Source organism: Methylomonas sp. 2BW1-5-20, from assembly GCF_052474515.1.
This window is the reverse complement of the sequence record NZ_CP184127.1, coordinates 1,518,864-1,540,410: the sequence shown is the minus strand read 5'-3', so window position 1 is coordinate 1,540,410 and position 21,547 is coordinate 1,518,864. Positions and strand designations below refer to the sequence as shown.

The 21,547-nt window shown below is 53.9% G+C and carries 28 protein-coding genes; 18 read left to right on the top strand and 10 right to left on the bottom strand.

The features are described 5' to 3' along the window. Nucleotides 1-26 precede the first annotated feature (26 nt). From ACH50O_RS07090 to ACH50O_RS07040, 11 genes are all read left to right on the top strand, one after another. Nucleotides 27-434 (top strand): ApeP family dehydratase, encoded by a 408-nt coding sequence (locus ACH50O_RS07090; protein WP_446811319.1) that lies wholly within the window; start codon nucleotides 27-29, stop codon nucleotides 432-434. Next, on the top strand, nucleotides 431-1,159 hold the full coding sequence (gene fabG, locus ACH50O_RS07085; RefSeq protein ID WP_446811318.1) for a 3-oxoacyl-ACP reductase FabG: 729 nt from the start codon (nucleotides 431-433) through the stop codon (nucleotides 1,157-1,159). The genes ACH50O_RS07090 and fabG overlap by 4 nt, the downstream gene beginning before the upstream one ends. Next, nucleotides 1,153-2,388, top strand: coding sequence for a beta-ketoacyl-ACP synthase (locus ACH50O_RS07080; protein WP_446811317.1), 1,236 nt, complete (start codon nucleotides 1,153-1,155; stop codon nucleotides 2,386-2,388). Before fabG ends, ACH50O_RS07080 begins: the two co-directional genes overlap by 7 nt. 1 nt (nucleotide 2,389) lies before the next feature. Continuing rightward, nucleotides 2,390-3,145 carry a beta-ketoacyl synthase chain length factor gene (locus tag ACH50O_RS07075; RefSeq protein ID WP_446811316.1) on the top strand — a complete coding sequence of 252 codons (756 nt, stop codon included), beginning with the start codon at nucleotides 2,390-2,392 and terminating at the stop codon, nucleotides 3,143-3,145. Between the two features lie 212 nt (nucleotides 3,146-3,357). After that, entirely contained in the window at nucleotides 3,358-3,606 is a 249-nt protein-coding gene (locus ACH50O_RS07070; RefSeq protein WP_036279649.1) for an acyl carrier protein, read from the top strand. A gap of 5 nt (nucleotides 3,607-3,611) precedes the next feature. Beyond that, a complete protein-coding gene (locus ACH50O_RS07065; protein WP_446811315.1) occupies nucleotides 3,612-4,259 on the top strand; it encodes a hypothetical protein in 648 nt (215 codons plus the stop codon). 8 nt (nucleotides 4,260-4,267) lie between these two features. Further along, the gene (locus ACH50O_RS07060; RefSeq protein ID WP_446811314.1) at nucleotides 4,268-4,639 is read left to right on the top strand and encodes an ApeI family dehydratase; all 372 of its coding nucleotides are present in this window, start codon (nucleotides 4,268-4,270) and stop codon (nucleotides 4,637-4,639) included. After that, a complete protein-coding gene (locus tag ACH50O_RS07055; protein ID WP_446811313.1) occupies nucleotides 4,623-5,366 on the top strand; it encodes a glycosyltransferase family 2 protein in 744 nt (247 codons plus the stop codon). Before ACH50O_RS07060 ends, ACH50O_RS07055 begins: the two co-directional genes overlap by 17 nt. Continuing rightward, the gene (locus ACH50O_RS07050) at nucleotides 5,363-6,340 is read left to right on the top strand and encodes an LpxL/LpxP family acyltransferase (RefSeq protein WP_446811312.1); all 978 of its coding nucleotides are present in this window, start codon (nucleotides 5,363-5,365) and stop codon (nucleotides 6,338-6,340) included. Before ACH50O_RS07055 ends, ACH50O_RS07050 begins: the two co-directional genes overlap by 4 nt. Nucleotide 6,341: 1 nt before the next feature. Continuing rightward, entirely contained in the window at nucleotides 6,342-6,758 is a 417-nt protein-coding gene (locus ACH50O_RS07045) for an acyl-CoA thioesterase (RefSeq protein ID WP_446811311.1), read from the top strand. Nucleotides 6,759-6,903: 145 nt separating this feature from the next. After that, complete coding sequence (locus tag ACH50O_RS07040; RefSeq protein WP_446811310.1) at nucleotides 6,904-7,470, top strand: hypothetical protein; 567 nt, start codon at nucleotides 6,904-6,906, stop codon at nucleotides 7,468-7,470. 80 nt (nucleotides 7,471-7,550) lie between these two features. Here the strand turns inward: ACH50O_RS07040 and ACH50O_RS07035 are convergent, their stop codons facing one another. From ACH50O_RS07035 to ACH50O_RS06990, 10 genes are all read right to left on the bottom strand, one after another. Further along, the gene (locus ACH50O_RS07035; protein ID WP_446811309.1) at nucleotides 7,551-7,928 is read right to left on the bottom strand and encodes a rhodanese-like domain-containing protein; all 378 of its coding nucleotides are present in this window, start codon (nucleotides 7,926-7,928) and stop codon (nucleotides 7,551-7,553) included. A 31-nt stretch (nucleotides 7,929-7,959) separates the two neighbouring features. Beyond that, nucleotides 7,960-8,796, bottom strand: coding sequence for a polysaccharide deacetylase family protein (locus tag ACH50O_RS07030; protein ID WP_446811308.1), 837 nt, complete (start codon nucleotides 8,794-8,796; stop codon nucleotides 7,960-7,962). Continuing rightward, on the bottom strand, nucleotides 8,793-9,908 hold the full coding sequence (locus tag ACH50O_RS07025; RefSeq protein ID WP_446811307.1) for an acyl-CoA dehydrogenase family protein: 1,116 nt from the start codon (nucleotides 9,906-9,908) through the stop codon (nucleotides 8,793-8,795). Before ACH50O_RS07025 ends, ACH50O_RS07030 begins: the two co-directional genes overlap by 4 nt. A gap of 113 nt (nucleotides 9,909-10,021) precedes the next feature. Beyond that, nucleotides 10,022-10,243 (bottom strand): hypothetical protein, encoded by a 222-nt coding sequence (locus ACH50O_RS07020; RefSeq protein ID WP_446811306.1) that lies wholly within the window; start codon nucleotides 10,241-10,243, stop codon nucleotides 10,022-10,024. Nucleotides 10,244-10,248: 5 nt separating this feature from the next. Continuing rightward, the gene (locus ACH50O_RS07015) at nucleotides 10,249-10,446 is read right to left on the bottom strand and encodes a hypothetical protein (RefSeq protein ID WP_446811305.1); all 198 of its coding nucleotides are present in this window, start codon (nucleotides 10,444-10,446) and stop codon (nucleotides 10,249-10,251) included. A gap of 148 nt (nucleotides 10,447-10,594) precedes the next feature. After that, nucleotides 10,595-11,140 (bottom strand): hypothetical protein, encoded by a 546-nt coding sequence (locus tag ACH50O_RS07010; RefSeq protein WP_446811304.1) that lies wholly within the window; start codon nucleotides 11,138-11,140, stop codon nucleotides 10,595-10,597. Between the two features lie 118 nt (nucleotides 11,141-11,258). Continuing rightward, a complete protein-coding gene (locus ACH50O_RS07005; RefSeq protein ID WP_446811303.1) occupies nucleotides 11,259-12,692 on the bottom strand; it encodes an AMP-binding protein in 1,434 nt (477 codons plus the stop codon). Between the two features lie 306 nt (nucleotides 12,693-12,998). Further along, nucleotides 12,999-14,291 carry a hypothetical protein gene (locus ACH50O_RS07000; protein ID WP_446811302.1) on the bottom strand — a complete coding sequence of 431 codons (1,293 nt, stop codon included), beginning with the start codon at nucleotides 14,289-14,291 and terminating at the stop codon, nucleotides 12,999-13,001. Continuing rightward, nucleotides 14,288-14,530, bottom strand: a complete 243-nt coding sequence (locus ACH50O_RS06995; protein ID WP_446811301.1) for a phosphopantetheine-binding protein — start codon at nucleotides 14,528-14,530, stop codon at nucleotides 14,288-14,290. Before ACH50O_RS06995 ends, ACH50O_RS07000 begins: the two co-directional genes overlap by 4 nt. 70 nt (nucleotides 14,531-14,600) lie before the next feature. Further along, nucleotides 14,601-15,107 (bottom strand): methyltransferase family protein, encoded by a 507-nt coding sequence (locus ACH50O_RS06990; RefSeq protein ID WP_446811300.1) that lies wholly within the window; start codon nucleotides 15,105-15,107, stop codon nucleotides 14,601-14,603. A 142-nt stretch (nucleotides 15,108-15,249) separates the two neighbouring features. Here ACH50O_RS06990 and ACH50O_RS06985 point away from each other — a divergent pair, with 142 nt between their 5' ends. The 7 genes from ACH50O_RS06985 to bamE all read left to right on the top strand — a co-directional run bounded on the left by ACH50O_RS06985 (nucleotide 15,250) and on the right by bamE (nucleotide 21,533). Continuing rightward, a complete protein-coding gene (locus ACH50O_RS06985; RefSeq protein WP_446811299.1) occupies nucleotides 15,250-15,513 on the top strand; it encodes a phosphopantetheine-binding protein in 264 nt (87 codons plus the stop codon). A 2-nt stretch (nucleotides 15,514-15,515) separates the two neighbouring features. Then, the gene (locus tag ACH50O_RS06980; protein ID WP_446811298.1) at nucleotides 15,516-16,127 is read left to right on the top strand and encodes a hypothetical protein; all 612 of its coding nucleotides are present in this window, start codon (nucleotides 15,516-15,518) and stop codon (nucleotides 16,125-16,127) included. Further along, a complete protein-coding gene (locus ACH50O_RS06975) occupies nucleotides 16,124-16,756 on the top strand; it encodes a LolA family protein (RefSeq protein ID WP_446811297.1) in 633 nt (210 codons plus the stop codon). The genes ACH50O_RS06980 and ACH50O_RS06975 overlap by 4 nt, the downstream gene beginning before the upstream one ends. 3 nt (nucleotides 16,757-16,759) lie before the next feature. After that, complete coding sequence (locus ACH50O_RS06970; RefSeq protein ID WP_446811296.1) at nucleotides 16,760-19,084, top strand: MMPL family transporter; 2,325 nt, start codon at nucleotides 16,760-16,762, stop codon at nucleotides 19,082-19,084. Continuing rightward, nucleotides 19,084-20,283 (top strand): beta-ketoacyl-ACP synthase, encoded by a 1,200-nt coding sequence (locus ACH50O_RS06965; RefSeq protein WP_446811295.1) that lies wholly within the window; start codon nucleotides 19,084-19,086, stop codon nucleotides 20,281-20,283. The genes ACH50O_RS06970 and ACH50O_RS06965 overlap by 1 nt, the downstream gene beginning before the upstream one ends. Further along, nucleotides 20,283-21,026, top strand: a complete 744-nt coding sequence (locus ACH50O_RS06960) for a beta-ketoacyl synthase chain length factor (protein ID WP_446811294.1) — start codon at nucleotides 20,283-20,285, stop codon at nucleotides 21,024-21,026. The genes ACH50O_RS06965 and ACH50O_RS06960 overlap by 1 nt, the downstream gene beginning before the upstream one ends. A 96-nt stretch (nucleotides 21,027-21,122) precedes the next feature. Beyond that, nucleotides 21,123-21,533 carry an outer membrane protein assembly factor BamE domain-containing protein gene (gene bamE / locus ACH50O_RS06955; protein ID WP_446811293.1) on the top strand — a complete coding sequence of 137 codons (411 nt, stop codon included), beginning with the start codon at nucleotides 21,123-21,125 and terminating at the stop codon, nucleotides 21,531-21,533. The last annotated feature ends 14 nt before the right edge of the window (nucleotides 21,534-21,547 follow it).

Genomic DNA, 21,547 nt, shown 5'->3' with positions numbered 1-21,547 from the left:
AAACCCTAGTACCTCAGTCCGGGCGTATGGTGCTTCTGGATAGGGTGCTGGAAGTCGGTGACAGCCATATTGTCGCCGAACTCAATGTCCGCGACGACGGCCTGTTTTCCAGTGCTGAAAATAACGTGCCGGCCTGGGTGGGATTGGAATATATGGCGCAGGCCATTGCGGCGTACTCAGGGTATCACCGCAAGTGCCGGGGCGAAGCGATTGGTTTGGGGTTTTTATTGGGTACCCGTTACTTCGAGTGCTCGGTCGGTAGTTTCACTTGCGGCACGAAGCTAACCGTGAGGGCAGAAAAGATTATCGAAGCGGCCAACGATATGTCGGTGTTCGACTGCACGATAGCGGGGCCAAATATCAATGCTAGCTCGAAGTTAAATGTGCTGCTGCCACAGGATTCAAAAAAATTTCTCGCCGGAAAAGGAATATGAGCCAACCAACCATCCTGGTGACGGGATCCAGCCGAGGCATCGGCAAAGCCATTGCCTTGCGCCTTGCTCGCGAGGGCTACGATATTGTCGTCCATTGCCGCAGCCGGCTGGATGAGGCAACGCAAGTACAAGACCAAATTATCGAGATGGGCCGCCAAGCTCGCGTGCTGAGTTTTGATTTAGCCGACCGCAGCGCAGCTAAAGACAGTTTGGAAGCCGACATCCTGGAAAATGGCGCTTATTACGGTGTGGTCTGTAATGCCGGGCTATCACGAGACAATGCCTTTCCGGCGCTGAGCGGAGACGATTGGGACCAAGTGTTGCGCAGTAATCTGGATGGCTTTTACAACGTTCTTTATCCGCTGGTAATGCCGATGATACAGCGGCGTAAGCCGGGGCGTATCGTGACCCTGTCTTCCGTTTCCGGTTTGGTCGGCAATCGTGGTCAAGTCAATTACAGCGCGGCCAAGGCTGGTATCATCGGTGCGACTAAAGCCCTGGCGGTCGAGTTGGCAAAACGCAAAATCACCGTCAATTGCGTGGCCCCTGGTTTAATAGAAACCGAGATGCTGGAGGGATTGCCCCTTGAAGATGCACTTGCAGCTGTGCCTGCCAAGCGTTTAGGTGCGCCGGAAGAAGTCGCCGCATTGGTGGCGTTTCTAATGTCGGAAGATGCCGGCTACATTACCCGCCAAGTAATTTCCGTGAACGGAGGTTTGTGTTGACACGACGTGTGGTCGTTACCGGTATGGCCGGCTTTTCGCCCATCGGCAACGATTGGGAGGAAATACGCGGCAGACTTCTGGCAAAGCAATCCGGCATCCGTTACATTCCGGAATGGGAAATTTATAACGGCCTGCTGACCCGCCTGGCCGGGCCGGTGGAAAACTTCACACTGCCGGCGCATTACACCCGTAAAAACACTCGCAGCATGGGGCGTGTTTCTTTATTAGCGACCCGAGCTACCGAATTGGCCATGATAGATGCCGGTTTGTTGGGCGATCCGGTGATCAGCAGCGGCCGCACCGGTGTGGCCTACGGCTCGTCGGTAGGATCGACGCCGGCTATCGCCGATTTCGGCAGAATGCTGATTAATCACGACATCGGCAATCTCAATGCCACTACCTATTTGAAGATGATGGGCCATACCACCTGCGCCAACGTGGCATTGTTTTTCCAGGTGCGCGGCCGGGTCATCCCCTCCGTCAGTGCTTGTACCTCCGGTAGCCAGGGCATAGGTTACGCCTACGAGGCTATCAAATTCGGTTTGCAGGATGTGATGCTGGCCGGCGGCGCGGAGGAGCTTTGTCCCACCGAAGCCGCGCTGTTCGATGCGCTGTATGCCACTAGTACCCGCAACACAGAGCCTGAGCTGACCCCCAGGCCTTTCGATCGCGACCGCGACGGTTTGGTGATAGGCGAGGGTGCCTGCACCCTGGTATTGGAGGAGCGGGAACGGGCTTTGGCGCGCGGTGCAAGGATCTACGCCGAGATAGGCGGTTTTGCCACCAATGCCGACGGCGTCCACGCCACCCAACCCAACGCGGACACCATGCAAGTGGTTATGCGTCTGGCATTGCAGGACGCACAGCTTGAACCCGAGCAAATTGCTTATATCAGCGCGCACGGCACCGCCACCGAACAAGGCGATATTGCCGAAAGCCAAGCTACTGCGGCAGTGTTTGGCGGCAACATCCCGATTAGCAGTTTGAAAAGTTTCACCGGCCATACCTTGGGTGCTTGCGGGGCCTTGGAAGCCATGGTGGCGATTCAGATGATGCGGGATGGTTGGTTTCACCCTAACCTAAATCTGCACAATCCCGACCCGCGTTGCGCTGAGCTGGATTATCTGACCGGCGACGGCCGCAACATTAATGCTAAATATATAGTCAGCAATAATTTTGCATTCGGCGGTATTAACACCTCCTTGGTTTTCCAGCGCTGGGATACCTGAGTTGACCGACAGCATGGACGCGACTGGTTTGCAAAGCAGCCTGGTTTTTACGCTGAAACATTGGTGCTTCTGGCAATCGGCGCCGTATCTCGATACGAATAGCTGGCCGGACGGTGAAATATTGCCGTATAACCAGGGTAATGCCGATGTCGGATTTTTACCGGCAATGCAACGGCGCCGACTGTCGCCTTTAGCCAGGGCGGCCTGTGCTGTAGCCTGGCACTGTCGCAGCGAAAACGGCGACATGCCCTCGGTATTTTTCTCGACCCACGGCGAAAGCCAGTATTATTTCGAGATGTTGGAAGGTTTGGCCGAGGGCGAGCATGTTTCGCCTAGCCGGTTTAGTCAGTGTGTGCATAACGCCATCGCCGGCTTGTCCAGTTTCCATAGCTCAAGTTATCTGCCTTATTTGGCCTTCGCCGGCGGCACGGAAGGGTTGTTTTCAGTCTTTTCGGAAGCTGGCGGCATGTTGTTGGATGCGCCTCAGGTTTTAGTCGTCTGCTATGAACAGCCTTTGCCAAAAATTTACCAAGCCTATCTACCCGGCAGCCAAACCACCTGGGCTTTGGCGATGACGCTAACCAGGGCCGGCGGAACGGGGCGGCAATTGCGACTAACACGCGAGCCGGCAAACGGCCCGGCGTTGCCGGAAAATGGGCTGCCTAAACTTATTCAAGCGGTCATAGCCGGCCAGCGAAGCGGCTCTTGTCGGCAGGATAGGGCTATCTGGCATTGGCGTTTGGACGATACTTCATGATTTCGGCGTAAGCTATCTGCTGTAACCCAGGGTATAATCCATACCTGGCGTAGTAATTTATTCGCACAGATGGCAGAGACGCTTTTGAATTTGGCGTGGCTCCGCAGAAAATAAAATATCGACCGATACGCGTTCGATGGTACATGTTAAGCATTTGCTTCGGAACAAACCCTGCTCGGTTTTAGCGTGTCGCAATAGGAAACAAAACCCGTATGAAGACCCAAGAAGACGTATTCGCCACCTTAAGACAATTGATGTCGGAAATGTTCGAGTTAGCGCCCGAGGACATCACTTTGGAGGCTAATTTGCGGCAGGATTTGGATATCGACAGCATAGATGCCGTAGATTTAATGGTCAGGTTGCGCGAGATTACCGGCAAGCGCATCAATCCCGAAGATTTCAAAAACGCCCGTACCATTCAGGATGTGGTCGATACCGTATATCGGATCAGCGCTGAATAGGCTGGATGTTTAAGGACTTTCTCAACAACCGGGTTCCGGCCGAACGGCAGGAAAATCCCGACGGAAGTGTCTGCCTCAAACCTAAAGGCGCCCAGCAGCCAACCATCCTTAATGTAATTATTGGGGCGCTGACCGTCAGCTACCCCTTTTTGATTTGGTTTACCGCCGATTATTTTCAGCCGCGCTCCATGGCCTTGGGACTAGCCGGATTGTTTTTGCTGCGCTACTGGCTGCAAAAGCATGGCAAATCCGGTGGCGAAGCAGAATCTCGATTGATATTGGCTTGCGCGCTATTTTTGTTGATTGGTGCATTGGTTAACGATGCCGGCTGGTTACTGGCTTATCCGGTGTTCGTCAGTCTGCTGTTTTTTGCGGTGTTTTCGTTCAGTTTGATTCATCCGCCGACGGTGGTGGAACGGCTGGCTAGGCTGGAATTTCCGGATCTGCCCGCCCATGGCGTACTGTATACCCGGAAAGTGACGCTGGTGTGGAGCGGTTTTTTTCTAGGCAACGCGGTAATTTCTCTGCTGACTATTTGGCATGGCGACCGCTGGTTGTGGAGTCTTTACAATGGTTGCATCTCTTATGTGCTAATGGGTTTGTTGATGGCGGGAGAAATGGCGATCCGCCGCAAAGTGAAGGCCAGCTTTTGAATACAGTAATGCAAGGAAACGAACCGGTCGTTTTATTTCCGGAGATGCTAGTCGAACAAGTTCAGGCCGACGACGTGGTGCTGGCGCTACGTATTCCCAAGGATCTAACCTATTTCAACGGTCATTTCGATGAAATTTCGGTGGTCCCCGGCGTCGTGCAAATCCAATGGGCAGTACATTATGCCAGGCATTATCTGGGGTTAACCTGGATCTTCAGTCATATGGAATCGGTGAAATTTAAAGAGTTGTTGTTGCCTGGGCAAGAGCTGGAGTTGGAGTTGCAATATTCGCGGCAGGCCGGCAAACTCAATTTTTGTTACCGTTCGGCTGCCTGCGAATACAGCTCGGGTAGAATCTACTTTCATGACGGCCTTGTTTAATCCTTGTATCCTGATTCCGGTTTATAACCACGGAAAGCCGCTCCCCGGCATTGTTGAGCGTTTGGCTGTGTATCAATTACCTTGTCTGTTGGTGGACGATGGTAGCGATGCGTCCTGCGCCGAGGTTATTCGCGGCTTAGCCGAACAATATGCCTGGGTGCAAGGTATCAGGCTGGATATAAACCAGGGGAAGGGGGCGGCGGTCAAGGCCGGGATTCTGGCTGCTCAAGCCCTGGGTTATTCGCATGCGCTGCAAATCGATGCCGACGGCCAGCACGATTTAAACGATCTGGATAAATTTTTAAGCGCAGCCCGGCAGGCACCGGCAGCAGTTGTCATCGGCCGCGCACTATTCGACGCATCGATTCCTAAACTGCGCTATTACGCCCGCTACCTGACCCATGTCTGGGTGCATATCAACACCTTATCATTCGCCATCCCGGACTCGATGTGCGGCTACCGGGTTTACCCTCTGGCGTCTTGCGCAAAGTTGATTCAAAGCCTTGCCATGGAAAATCGCATGGGCTTCGATACCGAGATTTTGGTTAGGCTTTATTGGCAAGGCGTGGCAGTCATTTCCATTCCCACTCAGGTTCGTTATCCGCTCGACGGTTTATCGCATTTCCGGGCCTGGGAGGATAATCTGCTCATCAGTCGAACCCATGCGCGCTTGTTTTTCGGCATGTTGTTACGCTGGCCAAGCCTGTTGCTGAGGCATTTTCAATGAAACCCTCGAACATCGCCACCCGTCATTGGGCCGCTGTCGAGGAAAACAGCCTGCTTTGGGGAATACAGGCTTTGGTGTGGGTATATCGGCTATTCGGCCGTTGGGTATTTCGTCTATTTTTGCGACCTGTGGTGAGTTACTACTTTCTCGCCGGTCGGATTGCCCGTGAGGCATCACTTGACTATTTGCGTCACCTGACCCGGCATTACCCGGACTTGGATTTAAGCAGCGGGCTTTGGCAAAGTTACCGGCATTTCCTCAGCTTTGGTGAAACCTTGCTGGATAAAATTGTGGTTTGGACCGGCAATATCACGCCGGAACAAGTGGACTTTCCCAATCGTCAACTGCTGCTGGGTTTGATCGAACAAAAACGCGGCGCCATGCTGCTGTCCGGCCACATCGGCAATCTGGAAATCTGCCAGGCCATCGCCACGATGCGCGGCCACATCCATCTGAATATCTTGGTGCATACCAAGCACGCCGAGAAGTTCAATCGTTTGCTCGGCAGTCGCGGCAGCGCCACCATTCAACTGATTCAAGTGACCGAGTTAAGTCCGGCGATTGCGATTACCTTGCAGGAAAAGATCGAGCGCGGCGAGTTTTTGGTGATGGTCGGCGACCGGGTGCCGGTGCAAGGTGGCCGTACGGTGTCGGCCAGCTTTCTGGGAGAGGACGCCGAATTTCCGCAAGGCCCCTATCTGCTGGCCTCGCTGCTGCGTTGTCCGGTATATACCTTGTTTTGCTTTCCGGTGAACGGGCAGTTCAAAATCCATCTGGAACTATTTGCCAAAGCTATCCGCATCCCGCGCGGCGAGTCAAACAGGCAGTACATGCTGAAAACCCTGGCGCGACAATATGCCGAACGACTGGAAGCATATTGTCGGGTAGCGCCGCTACAATGGTTTAATTTTTACCCGTATTGGGGCAAGACTGCTGCAGCGGATACTAACCGGATAGCTGTCGAGGACAAGTAATATGCTGCGCGCCGAAGTGGAATTGACCGTGCCTTTTCATGACATCGATCTGTTGAACATCGCCTGGCACGGGCACTATTGCAAATACATCGAGATTGCCCGCTGCGCGATGCTGGACAAAATCGGCTACGGTTATATGACCATGAAAGAAACCGGCTACGTTTGGCCGATTGTGGATTTGCAATTGCGTTATGTGCGCCCCGCCCAGTTTGAGCAACGCATTCTGGTATCTGCGGAGTTGGTGGAGTGGGAATACCGTATGAAGATTAAATACCTGGTCGCGGATGCCGAAACCGGCGAAGTCTTGGCCAAGGGGCATACCATCCAGGCCGCCGTTGATGCGGTTAGCCGCGAAATGTGCTTTGCTTCGCCGCCTGTGTTTTTGGAAAAACTCGGGATTAAAATCGAAGCGCAATAACCAAACTCTGGCGCTAGCGATTCGGCGCCTGTTAAGGTTACTTGTTTTTAGGATTTTCCCCGCAGTACTATTTGATGTTTCTTCCCGGCGCTTTTTTAGGCGGGCGCCGGCATTTTCTTAACCTTTTGCTCGAGGGATTTTGGTGATGTTCAGAAAAAACTACATTTTGCTGCTGTTGTGTCTGGCTGTGCTGACGGTTGGGTGTAAAAAAGAGCTTAAACCCGGCGAAGGCGCGGCTGCGGCAGTCCAACCCGCTCAGGTTTACTATACGCAGTTCAGTCTGTTCCAGGAGCAGAACCGCTTTCGCACCACCAATTATCGTAAAGGCCAATTGATTCCGATCAATACACCTGTGGCGTTACTGTCTCTGAACACCGACGAGGCGGTACTCAGGATCGAATCTAGCGGTCAAGTGATTACGATCGAAAACGTGCAGAAATTTACCAAGGACGATATGCCGATTGCTTTCAGTAAAATCGCCGGCACCAGCAAAGTTGATCTCAATCAATTTACCACCGCCGAACGCGAAAGCATCCTGGCGGGGCAAGTTAAGAAAGATATGAGTAAAAAATCCGTGCTGGCGGCCATCGGTTACCCGCCGCAACATGTGACGCCTTCGTTGGACGGCAACGACTGGACTTATTGGTCCAACCTGTTCAACCGCTTTGTGGTGAAATTCAAAAACGGCAAGGTAGACAGTATTGTCGAATGAACCCCGATCGTTTTGATGCGGCTATGAACCGGCGGAGTATTCGCCGGTTTTTGCGATCGCACAAGCAACTAGCTCAAATCTTATTCAAACCCAAAACCCGCTTTTTTCCAGGCTTTGGTGCCCCCTTCCAGATTACTTAAATGTTCGTAACCCAATGCATGCAGCGTTTTGGCTGCGGCATTGCCCATTGGCCCGCCTTCGCAGTACAAATAAATCGGGGTGGATTTATCCTTGGGCAGCTTGTCCAGGTATTTCTCGACGTCGTTGTAGGGAATGAATGCGTCCGTGCCTTTGATGTGCGGTTGTTCGGGCACATGTACATCCACCAAAAAAATATCCTGGTTTTGTAACAGTTGGTTTAACTCGGGTGCGGCTATTACTTGCAAATAGTCCGGCGCTTGAAAGCTACAACCGCTTAAAAAACACATCAATGCGGTCATGGGAAGGTATTTTTTCATGGTTTAAATCTCCGCAAATAAATGCATTAAATTAACAGGATGTTTGTCGGCAGCGATCCAAACTTTCACCCAGCGTGACCGTACGTAATTTTGCGGTAGCGATGGCATCCAGCAAGGGCGGCAAGACTTCCAGAATCACCGGCTGGCCGGTGCTTGAATGGGCGACATTACTGTCGTGCAATAACAAAATGTCCCCCGCCTTTAAATCTTTCAATAGTTTTGCCAATACGACTTGCGGATTGCGCTCCACCGTATCGAAACCGCGCCGGGTCCAGCTCGCCAATTGCAGATTTAACCGGCTGAGTACCGGGTCCAGCAAAGGATTACGCAAGCCAACCGGCGGCCGGAAAAACCGGGGGCGGATACCGGTTACCTTAGTCAGAGCATCTTGCGCTGCGTTAAGTTCGGCCATCCAACCGCCGAGCAATAGAAACGGTAAATGGTATTGATGGTGCATGCTGTGATTTTCCACCGCATGCCCCCGCCTGACGATGTCTCGGCACAGTGCCGGGTAGCGCTGGGCTTTATCGGCGATACAGAAAAACGTGGCTTTGGCACCGTATCGATCCAGCACATCAAGCACGGCGGGTGTAATTTCAGGATCGGGGCCATCGTCAATGGTGATGGCGATTTCTCCGCGCTCTGTAGCTGCTGGCGGCAACGAAGTCCAGTTCGATCCCACCCAGGAACAGCGCGGCCAGAGTCCGGCAAAGGTTAGTAACAAGTGGTCGGCAACGACAACAGCCAAAGCCCAGGGCCAGATGGCAGGATGGATAGCAATCGCTGCTAGTGTGGCTATCGTCAGCAAAAACGAAGCCTTCATCAACGGTGTCGGCTGCCAGTTGCGGTAAGCGGAAAAATTCATCATGAATGGGGTTGAGGGTTAAGCCGGTAAGCGTCGCCGGTGCCAAGCAGGGCGGCGATCAAATTCTTCTGCACTTCCGAGCTGCCGGAAAACAGCCAGGCCACCGCGTCCTGTACCAGTTCGGCCATCACGCTCTCGGATTCCAAGCCGGTCGCGCCCATGATCTGCAACGCATCCAGACTGGATTGCAAAAAGGCCTCGGCCGCATAGAGTTTCGTTTGCGCCGACGCCAGCGTCAGCCGTTGCCCGGCGTCGCACAGCCGCGCGCATTCTCCCAACCATAAAGCTATGGTATCCAGCCGCAGCTTCATGTCGGCGATTCTATGACTAATGGCCTGATGCTTACCCAAATGCACGCCGCCTGAGCGCCGTTCCCGGCTGTAACGAACCACTTCAGCCAATTGCCAGTCCATGATTCCGGCGATGCCGGCAAAGACAAAGGCGCGTTCGTATTCCAGCGCCTTCTGGATCATTTGCGTACCGGCGCCAATCTTTCCCAGCAGGCGATCAGGGCCAAGCCGGCAGTCATTCAAAATTACGCTACCGGTGGCGCTGCCTCTACAAGCAGCCAACGAACCCTGGTTGTTGAAATTGCAACCGTCATCGTCGCGGGAAACCAGGAACGCGGAAATTTTGCCGTCAAGCTTGGCGTAAATCACTAACCAGTCGGCCAACGGCACATTGCTGATGTAACGCTTTTCGCCGCTCAATACATAACCATCACCAGTTTGCTCGGCGTGAGTGATCATCGCTTGCACGTCGGAGCCGCACGTCGGTTCGGTGATAGCATGACCGCCCAGCCATTGACCGCTTAACAAAGGCGGCAGAAATTTTTCTTTTTGCGCCTCGTTGCCGTACAACAGGATAGGAAAAACCGAGCCCCACAAATGGGCGTTGATCGCCAGCATCAAGCCGGGGTCGCGGCAGGCTTCACCAAGGCGGCGATGGGTTTTGACCAACGCGGCGAAGTTGTCGCCGAAACCGCCGATGGCTTCGGGCAGGGTATGGCGGAATACACCCAGGTCGGCAACGGCGCGCAAGCGAGAGTAGATTTCGGCTTCGTTCGGTGGGCCTACGTAAGCAGGGATGCCGGAAAAGTCAGTGGCTATAGTCATGGTTTAGGATGTGGGCAAACTCAATGAAGTTGCGTTGTATTGTATCGTTCCCACGCTCCAGCGTGGGAATGCAGCCTCAGACGCTCCAGCGTCCCGACTACCATACATCAATATCAATAGCCACCTTGTTCGGCATAATTAGACGCACTGGAGTAACGCCGATGCTCGGGTAAATTCACATAACCCCGCTTTACTAGATTGGCATGAATATAATCCAACTTGTCGCGCATCATCGTTTCGCTAAGAATCAGCTCCGCATGCACACCTTCCTGCCAAAACTGAAACTCCCGATCATGCTTGTGTGCGCATTTAGCAAACCGCAATCTCTTCAGCAAATGTTCTACTTGTTTTCCTGCAAATGATTGATGATCCGCCGCGCGGCAAAGGCTTTAAAGCTGGCAAAACATTTATCCAGCGCAGTACTCTGATCGATAAAATGCAGATGGTTTTCCAGAATCACGTAACCATACAGTTTCAAACCGACCTGTTGCGGTTGAAATTGCCAGCAGTCGAGCAGAATTTGCACGGTATCCGGCATGGTACACCGGCAACCATTCTACGACTGTAAAGGTCATGAAATGCGCTTGCTCAGGTTCAGTGATGACGTAACGGCTTCGGCCCATTGGATTTGTTTTGGACGCAGGAGCATCCGAGGAGGCGTTCCCAATAGGAATGCTTTTTTCTGACTACTTATATTTGACGCACCGCTTCCACAGTTCATCTACGTCAACTCCAATGCCGTGGAAATTCGGCTTTAGGTGGAAGATAGGGCCCTTTACGTGCTTGGCCTGCTCCAACATCTGATAAGCGACCTCGACATACATGTTGTTTTTCTTAATCCGTCTCTCAAACCCTGCGATTAGCCCTTGTTCTATTTGTCTCGGGAAATCGCTTATAAGTGACTCAATAATTGATTTCACCGCTTCCATGTACGCGGCCTTTAACTCATCTCTTTGTTCAAACGACTTCGTCTGAAATAACGTCTTAGCACTTGTGACCGTGTCCTGTTCCTTGCACAAGCTACTGTGGGAAACGACAAATTCTTTTAGAAAATCACATCGCAACTCAAATTCTGCGCAAAAGAAATTAGCCAGGGCTTGAAGTGTCATTGAAGAGTGCAGCAAGCCTCGGGCATTCATCGCGCTTTTCTCTCTAGTGACAGCTTGTCGAATGCAAGCATCTCGCTCCGAAAATTCCAGAGCGGAAATTTCTTCTAAATAGTGTTTGAGCATGGGATCTCTCGCTTACCTAAGGGAAAAATAACACGTTATTTAAAATTTCTGTATACCGTCTCTGATTGACTGTATCCAATCAATGAATCATATTTCTGGCTATCACCTGACTCTTGTTTCATCCTATAGCTTCCGTCAAAACCCGTATTCGCTGAAAATCCAACTTCTCATTAGCCAATCGCGGCAACTCCTCCAAAACCAAATAACGACTCGGCTGCATGTATGCCGGTAATTGGCGGCTGAGCGTTTTGCGAATCACACCGATGGTCATGTCCGCTTCCAAAACCACTGCTAGCGCCGGGCGCTGGCCGGCGGTGGGGTCGTCTATGCCGATCACGGCGCAGCCTTTTACACCGACGATGGCATTCACGACTGCCTCGATTTCCGCCGGCTCTACTCGATAGCCGGAACATTTCAGCATTCGCCCCAGGCGGCCATGGAAGCGGTATTCGTTTTGCTCCAGGCTGGTGCGGTCGCCTGTGGCATACCAGTCCTGGGCGTTTAGAAAAGACTGCACACGGCCGTCGTGCCAGTAACCACTGGCTAGCGTTGGGCCGCGTACCCATAACTCTCCGGTTTCTGTATCGATATGCAGTTCGCAACCAGCGGCGGGCAGGCCGATGGGGATGGATTGCTCGGCGACCAAGCGCTCGCGCACGACCGGCCAGTAACAGCAGACATTGGTTTCGGTGGGACCGAAGAAATTGTAAAGGGCCGTCTGCGGCAAACTGGCGGCCAGATCGATCAGGGCCGGGGTGGGAAACACTTCGCCGGCGAAGATTAAAAAGCGCAACGCAGCTAGTGGGGTTTGCGCCAGGTTGCCTTTATAGGTCAGGAAAGCCAGCAGCGAAGGCACGGTGTACCAGCCCGTGATAGCCTGCTCGCTCAGCCAGGCGCTCAAGCGGGCAGGGGCCATGGTCACACCGGCTGGCACGAAATGCAGGCTGGCGCCGGCGCCCAACACAGCATACAGGTCGAAGGTCGATAGGTCGAAGAAGAACGGTGCGCTGCTGGCGATACGGTCGGCCGGCGTTAAAGCCAGCAAGCCGGCGGCCCAGGTTGTAAATGCCAAAATCGCGCGGTGGCTGAGCGCCACGCCGCGCGGTTGGCCGGTGGAACCGGAGGTGTACAAAATCGCGGCCAGCGATTCGGCGGGGATTTCGATCGGTGTTGGAATGGCTTCGCTACAGCTGGTGATGTCTAGCCACAAACTTTCATCCAGCCAATCAGGCGTTGAACCCGATCCCAATATCGCGTGAACCTTGGCATCGGCGACGATAAAGCTCAGTCTGGCGATTGGGTTTTTTAGGTCGAGCGGCACATAGCAAGTTCCGCTCAGCAGGACGCCGAACAGCGCGATGGCTGCGTCTATGCCGCGATTGAGATAAATCGCTACCGGCTGGCCGGATTGGATGCCCTTGGCTTGTAAAGCAGCGGCGATGGATTGCGCCTGTTGCAGCATATGCCGATAACTGACTCGTCGATTTTGCTCTTGCAAGGCCTGCGCGTCGGGTTGATGTTGGCATTGGTGTAGAAAAGGTGTCAGCAGCATGAGCTAAAAATAATGGCCTACGGATGGTTTCCTCTCCTCAATACCCATGGGGCGTAAAGGCGAGGGTTGGGTAAGATAGATAAATAAGGAAAACGCTTTTTTAATTCCCTCATCCCTACCTTCTCCTGCGGGGAGAAGGGGCTTTGCCTTAACTTAATGGTCGTTACGCGAAGCGTCGGAACGATAATGCCCTAATGCCGTTAAGTAAAGTAGGCATAACCTTTAGGGTCGCATTTATTCGATTTGTAGCCGACAGTGCGAATGAGTTTGCACCTACAGTTTTAGCTCAACGGCGATGTTCGTCGTTCAGTTTTCATGGGTTTCCAACAACTCAGAGTTCATCCTGGCAATCACCGCATCCAGCCAGGCTTCGTCTACCGCCGGCGATAAGTAGCTATAGGACAAAACCAGCTTACCGTCGAGTTGGCTAGCCAATAATGCCAAACCCGGCGGCAAAGTCATCCAGCACATCAGGGATAGATTGGTGACCGGCACGCCGAGAAAGCCTTTCTTGCCCCAGGACAGTTCGCCGATATCGGAAAACCACAGTGAGCTCAATTCGCCGCCGCTGTGTTGTTTGCGTAGGACTTTTGCGTATTTGTCCGGAGTCAGCCATTGGCCCAGCCACATCAATGGCAAATAGGCCAGATCCAATTCATCGCGTACCACTTGTTTATGTTCGTTCAGCAGATGCGCGAATAAGCCTGTTTTGTCTCGAACTTGATCGCGGGTGGCGCGGGCGAACAGACAGCCAATATGGTTGCCAAACACCGGTGTCGGTGCGTTCTGCCGCCGCAGGTTAAACGCGTAAGGGATGCAATAACCGTCTTTTGCGGCGGGCGGGCCGACTAGTTCCATCGCCCGCATGAAGCAGCCGAGATAATACAGCGTGCGACCGCTCAGGCCGGTACTTTGATGCGCCAGTTTGGCAATGCGCTGAGACTGATCTGCGTCGAAACGCTGTACTTTCAAACGCAGGGTCTGCGGTCCCTGTTCAACTTGGGTTGGCAAGCAACTGTCAAGGCTATTGGCTACGGTGTTGTGGCGTTTAGCTTTGAAAAATAACTGTAGTTTTTTCCAGAAGCTCCACTGCGCCAATTTGGCTTCGATCAACGATGGCGATTCCTTGAAGCTTTCCGGGCGATCCGAAGACAGGAAATCCAGCAATATCTTGCAACCGCGCGCATCTAGCAGAGGATGCAACCAGATCAGTAGTAAAGTGCCGCCGTCTGTGCCGGCTATCCAGTGCACCGTCAGCGGACGGGACTCCGGCCGATTGAAAATATCCAGTAATAAGCGTTGCGATTCGTCCGCTTCATCCGCACCCGGCTGACATTCGTGGAGTTCCAGCGGGATAGGGCGGCCGGTGGCTACCCAAGCGAAGCGCTTGCCACGAGGCTGGATGACGGCTGATGCTTGCGGAAAGCGTTCCACCAGTAGATCCAAGCGCTGTTGCAAATTCGATAAGTCGGGTGTTTCAGCCAATTGCAACCCAAAACCGCAATAGCCGCCGGGCATGCCGGCGTTGCGAATTTCCTGATCAAGTACGTAGGTAAAATAATCGCCGGGATTGAAGAGCTGTGCCGCGGAATCCGTCATCCGGCATAACCGCTGCGGCGGATCCAGCTTTCTAAAGAACTCAGGCTGCCGACATTATCCGGTTCGATTTCCGTGTCCGGTAGCGTCACCCCGAATTCCTTTTCGGCGAACATGATCAGGCGCATGATGCCCATGCTGTCGAGGCCCGCGTCCAACAGGTTATCGTCGTCGCCGAACGAGGCTGGGTCTTCATGATAGATAAGTTCGGCAAAGATGAAGCTTTTGAGTTTTTCCTTCATGGTATCGATGTTGGTTGGGTGTGGGTGCAAATTATATTGAGTTTGGAAGCAGGCAAAGGTTTCCGGGCGTTTACTCGGAGTCCGAGGAAAAAGCCTGTAAGGCAAAGCCCCAGCGTGGGACTTTACGGCAATACGTACTGTAGGACACGCCAAAACGGCTGGCAAGGCCGGGTTCTTCATGAAAAACCACGGCAACATGAAAAAGCAGCGCTATCGAGCCGGCATAAATTAATAGGGCCGGATCGGTATACAGTAAACATTCAGCCAACAATAGTAGCAATACGCCCTGAAACATTGGATTTCGAGTCCGGCGATACAGCCCGGTAACCACTAGCTTCTTCGGCGGATCGATAGGTGCCGGGGTACCCAGGCCCTCGACGGCGAAGGCCCAGGCGCAATGCAAATAAATCGCTAGACCGAGGATCAGACAGACGCCGGCTGGCAGCGCCCAGGCCAAGTTGGCCGGTTGCAGGTCGCCGTTCGGATCGGAAAGCAGCCAGTAAGGCAAATAACATAACACCGTACCGGGAACGATTAGGGTGAATAGCAGGATCTTGAAGGCCAGGAAGGGACGCACGTATCTGTCTGTCGGGATTGGAATGGCTGATGATTCGGGTTTCGGCCAATTTTGGCATTCCCCGCGCCGCAATCCAAGTGTTTTTGAACCGCTTCGGGAATTTGTGTAGAATCCGGCGTTTGTTAATGGAACTTAAACAGCCATGTCAGATGACTTGATTCGCCAATTGAAAACCATGCTTATCGAGGGCTTGCTCCTGGAGGACATCGTGCCCGACGATCTTTCGCCGGATGCGGCTTTGTTCGGTGGCGGACTGGGATTGGATTCAATCGATGCGCTGGAAATCGGCGTGATGCTGGATCGCCAATTCGGTATCAAGATCACATCCGGCGACGAACGCAATAACCAAATTTTTCTATCTCTCCGCTCACTCGCAGAATTCGTCGCCGCTAACCGCACCCGTTAATCATGGGTCAAGTCATCAAGCCGATCCTCATTGCTTGTATTCTTATCGCTTACCCTTTCCTCAGCGCTTATCTGGCCGGCCTTGGTTTTGCCAGTTTTGAACTGATGGTATTCGCTGTTCTGACACTGTGGCGCGGTATTACGGCGACCGGTACGGTCGCGCGCTTGGGTAGTTTTATATTGGCGCTTGTCCTGCTGGCCGGAGCCTATTTCGCCAACGCCTATTTTATCTGGCTGGTTCCTTCGTTTGCCTATTTGTGGCTGGCGGTCTTATTTGGACATACCTTATGGTCACCGCCGTCGTTTTGCGAGCGCTTGGTGCGTTTGCAGTTCCCCGATTTAGTACCCGGTATTGCCGAATATTGCCGCGAGCTGACCTGGGTTTGGACCCTGTTCTTTGCCGTCAATATCGTGATCTGCGCCTTGCTGCCGGCTATCGCCGGACAAACCGTGTGGGCGCTGTATACCGGTGTGGTGGTTTACGGTTTGATGGGCTTGCTGGGAACCGGCGAGTGGTTTTACCGGCATCGGCGCTTTCCCGATCTGGAAATTCCGCCGGCGCTGGAGACCTTTAAATGCATTGCCATGAACGGTCATAAGGTATTCAAGGGATGAGCATTAAACGCAGCCTGCTTTGGTGCTTGGCTTTATTACCTGCTCTGGGATGGGCCGACGAAACCTTATTGAGCGAATTGTTGACCCGCATTCGCCAAAATAGCCAAGCGCAATTTCGTTACGAGGAAACTCGCATACTGGAACTGGCCGCGTCGCCATGGCACGGGCAAGGTTACATGCTGTCCGGCGCCGACGGCAGTCTGGTCAAGCTGCAGTTGCAACCGGCGCGGGTAATCATGGCCATCGCCGAGCAGCGCATGTATTACTGGGATCCGCAACAAAATCAACGCCACAGCGCGGCTCTGGATTCGGCAGGTCCTGCGGGCGAGCAGATCAAGGCATTCCGTTCCATTCTGCAAGGCCGCACAGATGAATTACAAACAAGCTATGATCTTGCCGCCGAAAAGCAAGGCAAGCAATGGAGCTTGCGGATGACGCCAAAACCGGAATTGAACGCCGATCTGATTCCGGCCATCGAAATTTCCGGCGACGACGAGGACAAACAGCGGCGCATCCTGATCAAACAAGCCGACGGCGAGTCCACCGAATACCGGATGCAGAAAGCCACCGAAGCCCAGCAACAAGAATACTCCATCCGCGGTTTGTTGCGGGAAGCCAGCGGAGAATAGGGCGTGTCTTTTGCTTGGAGAAAGCGCTGGTTCGTACTGCTGTTTCCGCTGTTGTTGGCGGTCACCGTTTGGCAAATCCGCGTAGAAACCGACCTGAACGCTTTTTTTACCGCGACCGACGACGAGGATTCCCGGCTGTTGTCCGGCTTGTTGAAAACAGGCGAACTATCGCGGCGCTATTTACTGGTAGTCGAAAAAGCGGTTCCTGCGGTTGACGCAAGCAATACCCCGGAGAGCTCGATTGCCGTTGCCGTGTTCAGCGCTCGTCTGATTCAGCAACTTTCCAAACTGGATGATGTGGAGTTGGCATGGCCGGCCGACCAGCCGCCCCGCGACTGGATCGACGCCGTGGCCTCTTACGCACCTTACCATGCCCGCATATTCAGCCTGAACCCCGGAACAGACGGCCGGGAGCTGTTAGACGCGGCCAAATTGGCGGCCAAGGCCGAGGGGCTCAAACAAGCCTTGTTGTCCCCGCAAGGCAGTTTTGTCAAAGCCATCGCCAAGCAGGATCCGTTGCTACTGTCTCTAAACGGCTTTAAGGATTTACAGAGCCAATTCCAGCAGCAAGCCAAGCTCGGTAGCGGCGGCGCGTTAATCTTGCAAAGCCGGCCGGCGGCGCTGGATTCCGAAGCGCATACCCGGCTGCAAGCGGCGATTCGCACCAGTTTCGACAGCCTGAACGTAGAAGCCGGCAGCGTTTTCCGGCTATCGATGGCCGGCGTGCCGGTGTTCAGCGTGGCCGCGCAAAGCGAGATCAGCCAGGACGTGACCCTGGTTTCGGCGGTGTCCAGCCTCGCCGTGGTCTTGGTGTTTTTATTCCTGTTCCATTCGTTTTCCGCCTTGCACTGGGTAATGATGGTGCAGGGCGCTTCCTTTGTAATCGGTACTTTGGCCACCGCGTTGGTGTTCCCGCAGGTCCACAGTTTGACGTTGGCTCTGGGTGCCAGCTTGATCGGCATCTCGTCTGATTATCCGATTCACGTCATGGTGCATTGCGCCAAACACCGCAATACACCGCTTGCAGCCGTTCGGTTGTTGTGGCCCAGTCTGGCCATGGGCGGCTTGACCACTATCATCGGTTACGGGGCCTTGGGATTAACTGGGTTTCCCGGCTTCGAACAAATCGCCGTGTTTGCGTTGGCCAGTATTGCCGGGTCCTTGGGACTGACCCGCTGGGTATTGCCGGCCCTGCTGACCAAATCCACGCTGCACTCAGCGCATTTGCCCGGCATCGCCGCTTGGGTGGATTTCTGCGATCGTCACCGAAAGGTATTGCTGGGGCTGTTTGTTGCTTGCGTGCTTTTAGCCGGGTTTGCCCTGCCGCAAATACGCTGGATGGACGATATGCAGAAGTTGGCGGTGGACATGGATTTATTGAAAAAACAGGATGCGGCCGTCCGCGCCCATTTCTCCAGTATCGAGCCGGGCCGCTTTGTGTTCATAGAAGCCAACGATTGGGAAACTGCGCTAATCCGCTCCGAGGCTGCCGAGCGGCGCCTGAAGGCACTGAAACAAGCTGGTGTCGTCAGCGAATATCACGGCTTATTTCCGTGGCTGGTGTCCGAACAGTTACAAACCGAAAACGCCAGCGTTTACGCAGACCGCGTCGGACCTGCGTTTCAGCAAGCCTGGCAAGCTGGATTATCCAAGGCAGGCCTGTCGCTGGAGAAACTGGGCACATTGTTACCCGCTATGCCCGAGCCATTGCGACCCGTCAAGGTTATGGATTCGCCGGTAAAACAGATATTGTCCGGGCAAATATTGGCAGGGCAAAGTGGCGTGATTTTGTCGCTGTGGCTGGGCGAACACGATCCCGAAAAACTGATAGCCGGCTTGGCTGGCTTGGAAGGTACGCGTTATTTCAGCCAAAAGGACCAATTGGATCATTTAGCAGGCAAGTATCGGGACAGGTCGTTAGTGATGCTGGGCGTAGGGATCGGAGTGATGGCATTTTTCATCTGGCTGCAACAGCGCGATATGCGTAAAGTATTACTCACCTTGCTGCCGTCCGTCGCCTCGGTTCTATTTATCTTCGCTACCTGGGCATTGATGGGGGAGGAGGTCAGTTTCCTGCATGTGATCGGCTTATTGTTATCGGTATCGCTATGCGTGGATTACGGCATATTTTTTATCGACAATCGCGGCAAGGATGCCGACGTTACTTATCATGCCATCGCGGCCTCCACGCTCACTACCCTGGCCTCTTTCGGCGCCCTGGGGCTGGGCAAGACGCCAACCTTGCCAATTCTGGCGCTCTCGGTAAGCTTGGGAGTGACCTTGGGTTTTCTACTCTGTCCTTTATTGATCCGTAAACCGAAGAATTAATGAGTATCTCCCCGCTGATATCTCCAGTTGCCGTTAAGGCCTACCAGTGCGTCAGCGCGGGCGGTGACGGTGTGGAAGCCTTGTATGCCAGCCTGATCGCCAACCGCACATGCCTGAAACAGCTAACGCTATTCGATATTTCTTTCGAAACCGTTGTCGGTGAGGTGACTTCGCCCTTACCCAAAATTCGCCCCAGTCTCAAAGCCTACGATTGCCGCAACTCCAGATTGGCGCTGAAAGCTTTGGAACAAGGCGATTTTCGGGCCGATGTCGAACGAGCAATCGTAAGGTATGGCGCCGCACGTGTGGGGTTGATATTGGGTACCAGCACATCGGGTATTTACGATTCGGAAAACGCCTATACCCGGCTTGGGCAGGATGGGGTGATGCCTAACAGCTTTCATTTTCTACAAGTGCAGACGGCGCAGGCTACGGGCGAATTTTTACAGCGGGAGCTAGGCTTGCGGGGGCCGTGTTACGCGATATCCACAGCCTGCTCCTCCAGCGCCAAGGCTTTGGCGGTTGGGCAGCGCCTGATTGCAACCGGCTGTTGCGATGCGGTTTTGGTGGCAGGCGTGGATAGTTTGTGCCGTTTGACGCTGCGCGGGTTCAACAGTTTGCAATTGATTGCGCCGGATGCCTGCCGGCCCATGGATGCCGAGCGCCAAGGTATCAACATTGGGGAAGGTGCTGCTTTACTATTGCTGGAAAAACCAAGCGCCGAAAACGGCCGGCCAAAGTTATTGGCGGTGGGCGAATCTTCCGATGCCCACCATATGAGCGCCCCGCACCCGGACGGCGTCGGTGCCGCCGTGGCCATGGCCCAGGCGCTACGGCTGGCGGGACGTGATGTTAGCGAGGTCGATTACATCAATCTGCACGCGACAGCCAGTTCGCTTAACGATCTATCCGAAGCCAAAGCAGTAGTGAGTTTATTCCCAGAACCTCCCCCCTGCAGCGGCGTAAAAGGTTTGCTGGGGCATACCCTAGGCGCGGCCGGAGCGGTGGAGACTGTAGTCAGTTTGCTGGCGTTGGAGCGGGGATTCTTACCTGGGACTTGCGGCTTGCGGCAAGCTGCTCCGCAATGCCTGTTCCCGGTTGTCGCCTCGCCGAACCTGGCAATCGGCCCTAGACTCTTATTGAGCAATGCCTTTGGCTTTGGCGGCAACAATGCCAGTGTCCTGCTGGAGGCTGCTTGATGGACCGCATGAGTCTGCTTGGTTTTGGCGCCTGCGTGCCGGACCCCGAATTTCGGGCCAGCCTGCCGTTCCCGGCCTTCGATATTAATCGCGAGACGATTCCGCCGCTGCTGCGCCGCCGTAGCAGCCAGGCGATGCAAATGGCGTTCAGCGCGGCGACCGCTGCCTGCGAGCAAGCCGGACGTTCGCCAGCGGCGCTACCGTCGATATTTGCCAGCGTCGCCGGCGAAATTAAGACCACCGATCAGCTTTGCAGCGAATTAGTCAAAACGGATGGGGTGATTTCTCCCGCCGCTTTTCACAATTCCGTGCAAAACACTGCTGCCGGTTATTGGAGCATCGCCCAACAATGCACCCAGCCCGCGAGCGCGTTGGCGGCCGGAGAAGATACCTTTGCCATGGCCTTGTTGGAAGCTTGGTGCCAGTTGTCTAGTCAGGGCGGGGAGTTATTGGTGGTGTGCTACGATGAAACCTGGCCGGCCTATCTGGCTCCGGACTCTGGCAATCCGGCATTTGCCTGTGCCGTGATATTTGCGGCAAGCGCGGCGGCTGACAGCCTTCTGCAAATTGGCATGCCGTATTATGGCGATACGGCGTTTCCGCAAGCCTGGACGGCTTTGGCGGAACGTATGCCGATTTTAGCGGCGGTTCCCTTACTAAGCCTGATTTCAAGCGCAGAGCAGCCTAATACTGTCGCCTTGTCTCCCATTAACCCCGGCTGGCAAGTTGATCTTGGCGTTTAGGCCTAGCTCAGGGTTAAACGATTCAATGCATAATAGACAATTTCGTTAAGTGAACTACTATTCGCCGTTACCGAAACTTAGCAAAAGGCATAAGCCGTGACACATTATAAAACTTTGGCATTCTTCACTGTTCTGGCACTGGGTACGGGTTGCGCATCCAGCAATAAAGCGCCTGCTCAAGCATCGACGCCAGCGGCGCAGTCGAGCACCGCACCGGAGTCGCGGATTGACGGTAATTTTCCGGCCAATAGCCCGTTCGCTAAACTCAAACTGGGCATGACCCAGGGCCAGGTTCACGAAATTTTGGGTCAGCCTACCGACACTAAGTCCTACCAAACCGGCAAAGCCTGGATACCGTTTTATTTCGGCCCCGATGTCATGCGGACCGACGAGTTTTACAAGGGAGTAGGCATTATTACTTACACGGGTGCCGGCATAGGCGGAGTGCATTGGACGGTGTTCCGCGCCATTTATAACGCGGCCGAAGACGGTTATCCGAACGATTAACCATTTAAGCATTC

Bases quoted from the DNA above. Each gene is read 5' to 3' on its own strand.
- ACH50O_RS06960 (WP_446811294.1), top strand. From the start codon at position 20,283: ATGGACCGCATGAGTCTGCTTGGTTTTGGCGCCTGCGTGCCGGACCCC.
- ACH50O_RS07000 (WP_446811302.1), bottom strand. From the start codon at position 14,291: ATGACGGATTCCGCGGCACAGCTCTTCAATCCCGGCGATTATTTTACC.
- ACH50O_RS06985 (WP_446811299.1), top strand. From the start codon at position 15,250: ATGTCAGATGACTTGATTCGCCAATTGAAAACCATGCTTATCGAGGGC.
- ACH50O_RS07015 (WP_446811305.1), bottom strand. From the start codon at position 10,446: ATGCCGGATACCGTGCAAATTCTGCTCGACTGCTGGCAATTTCAACCG.
- ACH50O_RS06980 (WP_446811298.1), top strand. From the start codon at position 15,516: ATGGGTCAAGTCATCAAGCCGATCCTCATTGCTTGTATTCTTATCGCT.
- ACH50O_RS07040 (WP_446811310.1), top strand. From the start codon at position 6,904: ATGTTCAGAAAAAACTACATTTTGCTGCTGTTGTGTCTGGCTGTGCTG.
- ACH50O_RS07035 (WP_446811309.1), bottom strand. From the start codon at position 7,928: ATGAAAAAATACCTTCCCATGACCGCATTGATGTGTTTTTTAAGCGGT.
- ACH50O_RS07060 (WP_446811314.1), top strand. From the start codon at position 4,268: ATGCAAGGAAACGAACCGGTCGTTTTATTTCCGGAGATGCTAGTCGAA.
- ACH50O_RS06975 (WP_446811297.1), top strand. From the start codon at position 16,124: ATGAGCATTAAACGCAGCCTGCTTTGGTGCTTGGCTTTATTACCTGCT.
- ACH50O_RS07065 (WP_446811315.1), top strand. From the start codon at position 3,612: ATGTTTAAGGACTTTCTCAACAACCGGGTTCCGGCCGAACGGCAGGAA.
- fabG (WP_446811318.1), top strand. From the start codon at position 431: ATGAGCCAACCAACCATCCTGGTGACGGGATCCAGCCGAGGCATCGGC.
- ACH50O_RS07050 (WP_446811312.1), top strand. From the start codon at position 5,363: ATGAAACCCTCGAACATCGCCACCCGTCATTGGGCCGCTGTCGAGGAA.
- ACH50O_RS07005 (WP_446811303.1), bottom strand. From the start codon at position 12,692: ATGCTGCTGACACCTTTTCTACACCAATGCCAACATCAACCCGACGCG.
- ACH50O_RS07030 (WP_446811308.1), bottom strand. From the start codon at position 8,796: ATGATGAATTTTTCCGCTTACCGCAACTGGCAGCCGACACCGTTGATG.
- ACH50O_RS07010 (WP_446811304.1), bottom strand. From the start codon at position 11,140: ATGCTCAAACACTATTTAGAAGAAATTTCCGCTCTGGAATTTTCGGAG.
- ACH50O_RS06995 (WP_446811301.1), bottom strand. From the start codon at position 14,530: ATGAAGGAAAAACTCAAAAGCTTCATCTTTGCCGAACTTATCTATCAT.
- ACH50O_RS07070 (WP_036279649.1), top strand. From the start codon at position 3,358: ATGAAGACCCAAGAAGACGTATTCGCCACCTTAAGACAATTGATGTCG.
- ACH50O_RS06965 (WP_446811295.1), top strand. From the start codon at position 19,084: ATGAGTATCTCCCCGCTGATATCTCCAGTTGCCGTTAAGGCCTACCAG.
- ACH50O_RS07090 (WP_446811319.1), top strand. From the start codon at position 27: ATGGTGCTTCTGGATAGGGTGCTGGAAGTCGGTGACAGCCATATTGTC.
- ACH50O_RS07025 (WP_446811307.1), bottom strand. From the start codon at position 9,908: ATGACTATAGCCACTGACTTTTCCGGCATCCCTGCTTACGTAGGCCCA.
- ACH50O_RS07045 (WP_446811311.1), top strand. From the start codon at position 6,342: ATGCTGCGCGCCGAAGTGGAATTGACCGTGCCTTTTCATGACATCGAT.
- ACH50O_RS07055 (WP_446811313.1), top strand. From the start codon at position 4,623: ATGACGGCCTTGTTTAATCCTTGTATCCTGATTCCGGTTTATAACCAC.